Source organism: Thermomonospora sp. CIF 1 (genome assembly GCF_001896795.1).
GTDB lineage: Bacteria > Actinomycetota > Actinomycetes > Streptosporangiales > Streptosporangiaceae > Thermomonospora > Thermomonospora curvata.
On sequence record NZ_MOYN02000016.1, the window covers coordinates 122,944 to 132,018 of the forward strand.

General features: G+C 70.7%; 9 protein-coding genes. 3 read left to right on the forward strand and 6 right to left on the reverse strand.

The genetic code is table 11. The features are described 5' to 3' along the window. Position 1: 1 nt before the first annotated feature. The 5 genes from ureB to BUE48_RS10285 form a co-directional block, all read right to left on the reverse strand. A complete protein-coding gene (gene ureB / locus BUE48_RS10265) occupies positions 2–445 on the reverse strand; it encodes an urease subunit beta (protein WP_012852417.1) in 444 nt (147 codons plus the stop codon). Then, positions 435–1,205, reverse strand: coding sequence for a sirohydrochlorin chelatase (locus BUE48_RS10270; RefSeq protein ID WP_286989716.1), 771 nt, complete (start codon positions 1,203–1,205; stop codon positions 435–437). The genes ureB and BUE48_RS10270 overlap by 11 nt, the downstream gene beginning before the upstream one ends. After that, the gene (locus BUE48_RS10275; protein WP_012852419.1) at positions 1,205–1,513 is read right to left on the reverse strand and encodes an urease subunit gamma; all 309 of its coding nucleotides are present in this window, start codon (positions 1,511–1,513) and stop codon (positions 1,205–1,207) included. Before BUE48_RS10275 ends, BUE48_RS10270 begins: the two co-directional genes overlap by 1 nt. A gap of 34 nt (positions 1,514–1,547) precedes the next feature. Further along, on the reverse strand, positions 1,548–2,522 hold the full coding sequence (locus BUE48_RS10280; RefSeq protein WP_041439499.1) for an urea transporter: 975 nt from the start codon (positions 2,520–2,522) through the stop codon (positions 1,548–1,550). Positions 2,523–2,740: 218 nt separating this feature from the next. Further along, positions 2,741–3,298: a hemerythrin domain-containing protein gene (locus BUE48_RS10285; RefSeq protein ID WP_012852421.1), complete on the reverse strand. Its 558-nt coding sequence runs from the start codon at positions 3,296–3,298 to the stop codon at positions 2,741–2,743. Positions 3,299–3,470: 172 nt separating this feature from the next. Between BUE48_RS10285 and BUE48_RS10290 the strand changes: the two genes are divergently transcribed. Both BUE48_RS10290 and BUE48_RS10295 read left to right on the forward strand, forming a co-directional pair. Beyond that, positions 3,471–4,682, forward strand: a complete 1,212-nt coding sequence (locus tag BUE48_RS10290; protein WP_286989717.1) for a hypothetical protein — start codon at positions 3,471–3,473, stop codon at positions 4,680–4,682. A gap of 194 nt (positions 4,683–4,876) precedes the next feature. Beyond that, positions 4,877–6,136, forward strand: a complete 1,260-nt coding sequence (locus BUE48_RS10295) for an FUSC family protein (protein WP_012852423.1) — start codon at positions 4,877–4,879, stop codon at positions 6,134–6,136. A 40-nt stretch (positions 6,137–6,176) separates the two neighbouring features. On the opposite strand, the gene BUE48_RS10300 is transcribed toward BUE48_RS10295, so the two are convergent. Beyond that, the gene (locus BUE48_RS10300; RefSeq protein WP_012852424.1) at positions 6,177–7,211 is read right to left on the reverse strand and encodes a CHAP domain-containing protein; all 1,035 of its coding nucleotides are present in this window, start codon (positions 7,209–7,211) and stop codon (positions 6,177–6,179) included. A gap of 422 nt (positions 7,212–7,633) precedes the next feature. On the opposite strand from BUE48_RS10300, the gene BUE48_RS10305 reads away from it, so the two are divergent. Beyond that, on the forward strand, positions 7,634–8,578 hold the full coding sequence (locus BUE48_RS10305; RefSeq protein ID WP_286989718.1) for a spermidine synthase: 945 nt from the start codon (positions 7,634–7,636) through the stop codon (positions 8,576–8,578). Positions 8,579–9,075: the final 497 nt, after the last annotated feature.

The following is a 9,075-nucleotide window of genomic DNA, read 5'->3' on the forward strand; positions in this document are numbered from 1 at the left end:
CTCAGCCCTTCTTCTTCGATTTCGCCGAACCCGGCTTCTTGGACGGCTTTTCCTGCTCCTGCGAAGACTCCTCCGGCGCATCGAGGTAGCCGCGTTCCCGCATCCGCCGCAGGGCCCGCCGGCGGGCGTCCCGGGAGCGCACGCTGCCGTTGAGCAGGCCGCCGAACCCCACCAGGCGCAGCCCGCCGCCGTATTCGACCAAGGTGACCTGCTTGGTGTCGCCGGCCTCGAACCGCACGGCGGTGCCGGCGGGGATGTCCAGGCGCTTGCCGAACGCCTTCTCCCGGTCGAATTTCAGCGCCCGGTTGGCCTCGAAGAAGTGGAAGTGGGAGCCGACCTGGACGGCCCGGTCGCCGGTGTTGTGCACCTCGATGGTCACCTTGGGCCGGCCGGCGTTCAGCTCGATGTCCCCTTCGCCGTACAGGTAAACGTCGTCATCGGACATGGGATGCCGCCCCTTTCAGGTTCGTCGCCGCGGGAACGGGCGGATCCCGGCGGCGATCTGCGTGGTCGTGGTGATGCCCGTGGCCGGTGGCCGCCGTCCCGTCGTCGCCGTGCCGCTCCCACCGCAGTTCCGCCTCGGCCGCGCGGGCGCGGATCAGTGCGGCCAGTGCGGCGGGGCCCAGCAGCGGCCCCGCGGTCCGGACGCCGGGCCGCTGCGGCGCCGGGACGAACGAGGCCGGCACCAGCACGACGCCGTCGGCCCCCAGCCGCAGGCAGCGGTCCACGCCCTCGTCCACGTCCGGCTCGCCGCCGAGCAGCGCCACCTCCACCCGGCGGACGGGTGCGTGCTGCCACACCAGCCGCGCCACCTTGAACAGCTCCGCGTCCGGCTCCGGGCCCGCGGCGGGCGCCACCAGCAGCGCCGCCCGGTCCGGCGGTGCGCCGCGCAGCGCCCGGGCCAGCACGCCCCTGATCCAGCCGACCAGGTGCCGGACGGTGCCCAGCGGCTCGGCCAGCAGCACCTCTCCCGGCGGGCGGTCGCGGGATGCCCACCGCAGGGTCTGCGCGGCCAGGCGCGGCAGATCCGGGTCCCGGCCGAGCGTCATCGGCACCGCCACCACCGGCCCGCCCGCCCGCACGGCCGCGTGCAGGTCGCGCCCGGCGCCGCACACCCGCAGCTCGCCGGAGCCTTCCGCGAGGGGAAGGCAGCGGCCCTGCCGGCTTTCGTGGCCGCCGACCAGCACGACCCTGCGGCCCGTCATCACTTGCCGCCCACCGGGTCGTGGCAGGAGACCAGCTTGGTGCCGTCGTCGAAGACCGCCTCGACCTGGATCAGCTTCAGCATGCCGCGCACGCCCGGCAGCACATCGTCGGGGCCGAGGACCTGTTTGCCCAGCTCCATGCACTCGGCGACGCTTTTGCCGTCCCGGGCGGCCTCGATGATCTCCTGGCTGATCAGCGCCACCGCCTCCGGGTAGTTCAGCTTCAGCCCCCGCTCCCGGCGCTTGGCCGCCATCTGCGCCACGACGAAGATGACGAGCTTTTCCATCTCCCTGGGCGTGAGATTCATCGAAGGTCCTTTCTGGGTCGTGCCGCCGGAACGCTCATCCGGCGCGCCGGAGCTTGCCGAACATCGGGACGGCCGCCAGGAACACCCAGCTGACGAGCACGAACGGCCAGGTGAGGGTGTGTCCGCCGACCACGTCGAACACGTTGGCGACACCGGCGGTCAGCCCCGCGGCCGTCACCGCGCCGACCGCGGCGTACCCGGCGCTGACGGGGCTTATCGCCAGGAAGGTGCCGAACAGCGCCAGCCCGGTCAGCACGGAGTTGTAGCCGTACAGGCCGGCTCCCAGGTCCGCCGCCTGCGCGCCCAGCACCCAGCCGGTGAGCAGCCCGATCAGGCTGGAGACCAGCGCCACCAGCCCGGTGACCCAGCCGGCGATGAACAGCCCGGCCAGGAAGATCAGCCCCACGTACCACTTGTTCTGAAAGAACACCTGGCCGATGCCGTTGAGCGTGCCCTGCCAGAAGTAGGTCCAGGTCATCGCGGTGCCGGGGGCGGCGGCCGAGGGCGGGGGCGTGCTGGCGTGCCCGGCCCACACCCGGCTGAAGGCCGGGCCCCCGATCACCGCCACGCTGGTGACCATGCAGAAGGGCGCGGTGAAAGTGGGCAGGTTGTAGGGGGTCAGCAGCACGTTCAGCGCCGAGGTGAGCACGCTGGCGGCGATCGCGCCGCCGATGACGAGCGCCACCGTCATCCACCGCACGTCCAGGTAGAGCACCAAGGCGACGCCCACCAGCGTGCCGTTGAAGCCCTCCAGCCCCGGCCGGATCCGCTCCGGCCAGGAGACGCCGAGCACGGCGGCGGTGAGGGTGGCGACCACCGTTCCCAGCAGCGCGAAGAGGCCGAACTGCCAGCCGCCTGCGAACAGCGCGATGAGGAACACCAGGCCGGTCCAGTGGTTCGGCTGGAAATCGACCTGGGCGATCCCCCTGGGAATGGTGAGCAGCCGTTCAAGACCTTGCCGTCCCCTGGCGCGTTCCGGGTGCGCCGACGGGGCCGATGACGCCGACACTGCGGGCAAAAAAGTCAACCCATTTAGTTAGCGTGCGTGCGGTGATAAATGGAAATTTCGCCGCGCGGGATGGTTCCCGTCGCCTTAGGAGATAAAGACCAGAGAACGTCACCTTCTGGTCAAATGTTTCGTTTCCCGGATTGGGGTTCGCATGACGTCGGGGGCGCGATGCCGGCCGGAGTGCGGCCGGCATCGCGCAAGGCCCTCCCCGCGTCCGCTCAGGACTTGCGGATGATGTCGCGCACCCGGTCGGTGATGGACGCCAGCGTGCCTTTGATCATGTTGGCGGTGGCGCTCTCCACCCCGGGGTGCGGATGGGTGGGCGCGGTGGCCTCGGCCGCCTTGACCGCCGCGGCCAGGGCCCGGCGCTGGGCGTCGCTGAACTTGTCGCGCAGGCGGGGGAACTCATAGCGCTCCTCGGCGCGGGCGTGGGTGAGCACCGCCAGGCGCAGCTTGTCGAGCTTGGGCAGGAAACGCGGATCGTCGGTGTCCATGCCGTCCAGCTCGGCCAGCAGCTCCTTGGCCCCGCGCTCCTCCCGCAGGCGGTCGTCGGCGATCCCCCCGCCGCCGTCGATGCCGCGCCGGGTGAGCGGGTGCACGACCTCCTCCTCGGCGGTCTCGTGCACCGCCAAGAGCCGCACCAGCCTGCCGAACGCCTCCCGGCGCCGCTCGCCGGAATGCCGCATGACCTCATCGAACAGGTCGCGGATCTCACCGTGCTGCTGAATCAGCAGGTCGGTCACGTCCGTCTTGGTCATGGTCCCTGTGGCGGCCATATGCGCTCCTCGGCTGTGAATGGTCGATTCCTGCCGCCCGTACCCGACGCCAAGGCCCGCCATTCCCGGCCGAATGGGAGAAATACGTCAAGGGAAATTTGTGGATTCATCGCGTGAGCCGCGCCGATCACCGGGTACGGCGAATGTCCCGACGACACAGTGAGGTATCGCGATGACGTTCAATCCGTTGGAACAGCGGGGCATCCCGCTCGACCGGCAGATCCGCAACTGGAGCGAGCTCAATATCGAGCCGATCGACCCGGATCGAGCCGACCCCTACACCCGGTGCCGGATCATCACCATGAACGGCATCGAGACCGAGGCGATCTTCTTCAGCCACAACTTCGCGCGGGTCTGCCCCCAGCTGGAGGCCAAGCAGCAGCTGGCCGAGATCCGCTATGTCGAGGCCCAGCAGCAGAGGGTCGTCAACTGGCTGCTGCCCGGCCAGTCGTCGGTGCTGGAGACGGTCCTGGGGTATGAGCAGGTGGCCACCGACCTGACCAGCTGGGTGGCGCGGATGGAGCCCGACCCCTACCTCAGGCAGGCCTACGAGTTCGGCGTGCTGGAGGACTTCGACCACCTGTACCGGTACGCCAACCTCTACGAGATGCTCGAGCACCGCAAGGCCGAGAAGATCGTCGACAACCTCACCGAGGTCATGCCGGGCCGGCCCACGTTCATGCAGCACCGCGACCCGGTCGACAACGTGCGCGACCCCTATGACCGCAACCGGGTCGACCCGATCTCCAGGCTGCACGCGCTGACCATCATGTCCGCCGAGCAGCAGACCATGAACTTCTACATGAACGTCGGCCCGATGTACATGGAGCCCATCGCCCGCCAGCTCTACCAGGAGATCGGGCTCATCGAGGAGGCCCACGTCACCCACTACGAGTCCCTGCTCGACCCGGGGGAGACCTGGTGGGAGCGGCTGGTCCTCCACGAGTACAACGAGTGCTACCTGTACCACTCGTTCATGGAGACCGAAAGCGACCGGAAGGTGAAGGCCGTCTGGGAGCTGCACCTGAACATGGAGCTGGAGCACCTGCGGCTGGCCTGCGACATGATGCGCAAGCACGACGGCCGGGAGCCGGAGTCGATCCTGCCCCGCAGCCTGCCGTCGCCGGTCACCTTCGAGCCCAACAAGGAGTTCCTGCGCAACCTGCTGGCCACGCAGGTCGATCTGACCACGCTGGGCACCGGGTACGTCCGGGACGCGCACGAACGGTTCCAGCGGATGCAAGAGCGCGTCCACGACGCGCAGAAGGCGCCGAGCGAGGTCGTCATCGACCGGCACCGCGAGATGTTCGGCCGCGAGTACCGGCTGCAGACCGACGGCGAGCACCCGGTGGAGAGCCTGCGGGAGGCGCGCGTCAAGAGCTGAAAACGGCCTGAGCGGCATTCCGGCGGGCGGGCGCCGCACTTCACGGGCGCCCGCCCGTTCTCCACGCACCGGCCGGGCACGTCGTTTTCCCGGGTGGGGGCGGGTAGATCGCAGTCTGTGACCGCAGGCCGCCCAAGACCGCCCACAACCCCATGGTGAAAAGGCTCATTCCACCGGTGTCGAGGTTCCCGCCCGTGCGGCGCCTCCGCGCCGCCGCCTCCCGTGAGAACCTGCGGCGGGCCGCCCGCGGCGCCGCACCCGCCGTCGCCTACACCGCCCGGCTGGTGGTGACGGCGGTGGCGGCGTTCCTGCTGGCGCAGCGGCTGCTGCCGGTGCCGGCTCCGATGCTGGCCCCGCTGACCTCGATGCTGGTCGTCCAGGTGTCGCTGTACCGGACGCTGCGCAGCGCGGGCCGGCGGATCGTCAGCGTCACCGCGGGGGTGCTGGTGGCCGTCGCCGTGACCGACCTGGTCGGCTTCACCTGGTGGAGCCTGGGCCTGACCATCGCCGTGGCGCTGACGGTGGGCCAGCTGCTGCGCCTGGGCGACAACCTGCTGGAGGCGCCGATCAGCGCGATGCTGATCCTGCAGGTCGGCAGCGACACCGCCGCCCTCACCCGGGTGGAGGAGACGCTGATCGGCGCGGCCGTGGGGCTGCTGTCGGTGCTGGTGGCCTCCCCGGTCCGGGTGCGGCCCGCCCAGGAGGCGATCGAGGAGGTGGGCCGCTCGATGCAGCAGCTGCTGGAACGGATGGCGGACGGGCTGGAAGCCGAACCCGACCGGCGGACCACCGAACAGTGGCTGGGGTGGGCCCGCAGGATGGCCCAGCAGATCCGGCAGATCGACCAGGCCCTGGCCGAGGCGCAGGAGAGCGTCCGCCTCAACCCGCGCAGCCGGGTGGGCGTGACGCCCGGGCCGAGCCCCGCGCTGCACGCGGCCCTGCACCACCTGGAGCATTCCGCGCTCAGCATCCGCGGAGTGGCCCGCTCCATGGCCGACCGCACCGAGCTGCGCCTGAAAGACCGCACGGGCCTGGGCGCCTACATGTGGGAGGCCGACATGCGGGAGCGGCTGGCGGCCACCTTGCGCGCGCTGGCCGCCGCCACCCGCATCTACACCCGGGCGGTCACCACGGTCTCCGCCGACGAGGCGGTGCGGCTCACCGCCGAGCTGGAGGGGCGGCTGTCGCAGGCGCGGCGCCACCGCAACGAACTGGGCAGGGTGCTGCGCCGCGACCCGGGCCACTGGCCGTTGCACGGGGAGCTGCTGGTCCACCTGGACCGGCTGATCGACGAGCTGCGGGCCGCCGGACGAGGCCCGGTCACCCACCGGCCCGGCCGGCGGCGGCGCCCGATCACCCGGGGTGTGCGGCGGGTGACCGGACGGATTCCCGTCATACCGCGCAAAGTGGCCCAGTGGCGGTGGTCCGAACCCGCCGAACGCTCAGGCAAGTGAACCGGCGCTGTGCCATCGGCGGCCGCGGGCGTCCGGACGCTCAGGGGCTCAGGGAGTACGGCACCGCGTGCCCGGGGGAGACGGCGGGCCGAGGAGAAGCGGCCGGCGTGCCGCCGCGGGTGAGCTCCGCGTGCAGCGAGTCCCAGAAGGCCAGCTCCTCGTCCTCCTTGAGATGCTCGATCTTGCCCCAGAACTCCCGGTCCTCGGCCGCCGCGGCCACCGCGGCGCTGATCGCCGGCATCGCCGTGGTGGCGGCCTCCGACTCCCGCAGCGTCTCCTCCAGCTGCGCCGGGGAGACGCCCGCCGGCAGCGCCACCGGGCGGCGGTGGTGCTTGCCGCGCTTGCGCACCCGCACCGGCGGCACGGTGGGGACCTTGGCCGCGGCCGCGGCGGCCGACTTGCCCGCCGCCAGCGCCACGGTGCCCACCACTGCGAACGCCATCAGCCCGCCCAGCACCACATCGTGGCCGCCGGACAGGAACGCCTGCTCCTCCGGGGCGCCCTCGCGGGTGTGGGCCACGCTCTGCTCACCGGCCCGGGCCTCGGTCAGCTCCGAAGGGGACGGCGCCGGGGCGGCGTGCTTGGGCGTGTACTTGCCCTCCGAGGCGACCTTGACCTTGGAGGGGTAGCCGTAGCCGACGATGATGCTCTCGTCGCGGACCTTCTCCCGCAGGTGGATCCCGTCGACGTTGGCCTCGATCGTGTGGATCTTCTTGCCATCGACCTTCTTGACGATGCCGACGTGGTCGATGGCGTCGATGTCCTTGGAGCCCTTCCAGTCGAAGAACACGATCGCCCCCGGCACCGGCTCGGTGCCCCAGGCGCCGTGCTTTTTGAACCACTTGGCGTGGTCGACGGTGGCGGCGAACTGCCCGACCTGCTCGGCCACCCCGGCCTTGTCGGCCGCCCAGGCCAGGAACATGTCGCACCAGGGCGCCGTCTTGAAGTAGGGATTGTGGTCGGCGTCGACGTTCTTCGCCCACCACGCGCCGTACTTGGTGTAGCCGCCGGCCTTCTCGGTATAACCGAGCTCCTTCTCGGCGACCTCGAGCAGTTTCTTGCCTATCGGGTCCATGTCTCTCCAGTGGCCGCCTACCGGGTGCGGGGTGACAGGCGCCCCACCGCACACGGCGGACTCACTCGGGGACGTTCTCGTTCGGGGGGCGTCCCCGGGACTTCCGCGACGGGTCCCCGGTTGTTCCCGGCGCCGGCTGCGCCGTGAACATTCGGCGGTCGGTTCGACCTCCGGGGTGGAGGTAGGTCACGAACCGGTCTCGGGGGAATGTACTTGAGGTAAAGCACCGGGGGCAAGTCCCGTCCAAGAAACGGTGAGTCCCGCCTGAAGGGAGGGTAAACGCAAGGAAAGTCACCTGTCCGGAGGATCTGATGTATCCGGATAGTGAGCATTTCCGATCGGCGTGCGGACGGAAGGGGGCGCCGGGGCCGCTACCGTGGGGAGGTTCGGCGAGCCGAGGGCGAGCCGGGAAGGGGAGGACCATGGCCCAACGACGCACCGCTCGCCGGGACGCACCCGCCGTGCACCGCAGTGCCGACGGCCGCGCCGAGCTGCACCCCGACCCCGAACGCGAGCACGGCTGGCTGCTGACCGTCGAAGGGGTGCCCCAGTCCTACGTCGACCTGGCCGACCCGACCTACCTGGACTTCGAATACATGCGCATGATGGGCGACGTGGTCGACTGCCTCGGCGACGGCCGCGCCCCCCTCGACGTCGTCCACATCGGCGGCGGCGCCTGCACCCTGGCCCGCTACGTGGCGGCCACCCGCCCCGGCTCCCGCCAGCTGGTCCTGGAACCGGACGCCGCCCTGATCAACCTGGTCCGCGAGCACCTGCCACTGCGCTCGGTCCGAGGACTGCGCGTGCGGATAACCGACGGCCGCGCCGGCCTGGCCGCCCTCCCCGACGCCTGCGACGACCTGGTGATCCTGGACGCCTTCGCCGACACCGCCATCCCCCGAGAGCTGATCTGCCTGGAGTTCTGCCACGACGTACGCCGGGTCCTGCGCCCCGCGGGCGTCTACCTCCTCAACATGGCCGACGGCAACCGCCTGGAGTTCGCCCGCCGGGTAACGGCCACCGTCCGCCGGATCTTCCCGCACACCGTCCTGCTCGCCGAACCAGGCGTCATGCGCGGCCGCCGCTTCGGCAACCTGGTCCTGGCCGCCTCCGCCGCCGCCCCTGGTCCGCGCCCGCTGCCTGGACACCGAGGCCCTGTCCGGCTTCTGCGCCGGCGCCGCCCCCCTGCGACAGAACGAGGACATCTCGATCCCCGTACCGCCCAAAACCCTCTTCGGACGCCCCTAGCGGTCAGAACACCGAGTTTCGTCGGCCACCTGATCAAGGCCTGCATCGGAACCGGCAACCCCTGCATGGCCTGGCGTCCGAGGGTTCGACGGTTCTCAACATCTCGCAGCAGATCATGACCCCATGTGCCCTTGTTGCGCCCTGCTGCTAGCGGGTCAGGAGACTTGCTAAGTTCTTCCGCCCCAAAGGCACCAACACCCGCTGATGCCGTTGGCCTGCTGGTGACAGCCGTTCGGGCACGTTGGCGTTCGCTAGCGTTGCCATCAGAGCCGCCGTCACCACCATCGGCGGGGACGGCCCGGAAGGCTCGTCCACGCGGATGGTCAGCAGGTGGGACAGACGGCATCGCGCGGACGGGCGCTCCGGGGCGCAGGGGGTCTGGGGGACGGCGCAGTCTCCCAGAGGGGAGCTCGCTCAACCCGACGGCACGGTGCCCGCCGCCGGGCTACCGTGCTCGTGATGGTGCTCGCTCCCGTCGCGTTGGTTTGCGCGTTCTACCTGGGCGGATGCACAACCGGCGGTCCGCTGCAAAAACGGCTCGTATCCGGTGGGCTTCCGCTCCTCTGGCCTGCGGCTTTACCCTGGGGTCCTCATCACCCCTCAGAGGGATCGCAAC

Bases quoted from the DNA above. Each gene is read 5' to 3' on its own strand.
- ureB (WP_012852417.1), bottom strand. From the start codon at position 445: ATGTCCGATGACGACGTTTACCTGTACGGCGAAGGGGACATCGAGCTG.
- BUE48_RS10270 (WP_286989716.1), bottom strand. From the start codon at position 1,205: ATGACGGGCCGCAGGGTCGTGCTGGTCGGCGGCCACGAAAGCCGGCAG.
- BUE48_RS10275 (WP_012852419.1), bottom strand. From the start codon at position 1,513: ATGAATCTCACGCCCAGGGAGATGGAAAAGCTCGTCATCTTCGTCGTG.
- BUE48_RS10285 (WP_012852421.1), bottom strand. From the start codon at position 3,298: ATGGCCGCCACAGGGACCATGACCAAGACGGACGTGACCGACCTGCTG.
- BUE48_RS10290 (WP_286989717.1), top strand. From the start codon at position 3,471: ATGACGTTCAATCCGTTGGAACAGCGGGGCATCCCGCTCGACCGGCAG.
- BUE48_RS10300 (WP_012852424.1), bottom strand. From the start codon at position 7,211: ATGGACCCGATAGGCAAGAAACTGCTCGAGGTCGCCGAGAAGGAGCTC.
- BUE48_RS10305 (WP_286989718.1), top strand. From the start codon at position 7,634: ATGGCCCAACGACGCACCGCTCGCCGGGACGCACCCGCCGTGCACCGC.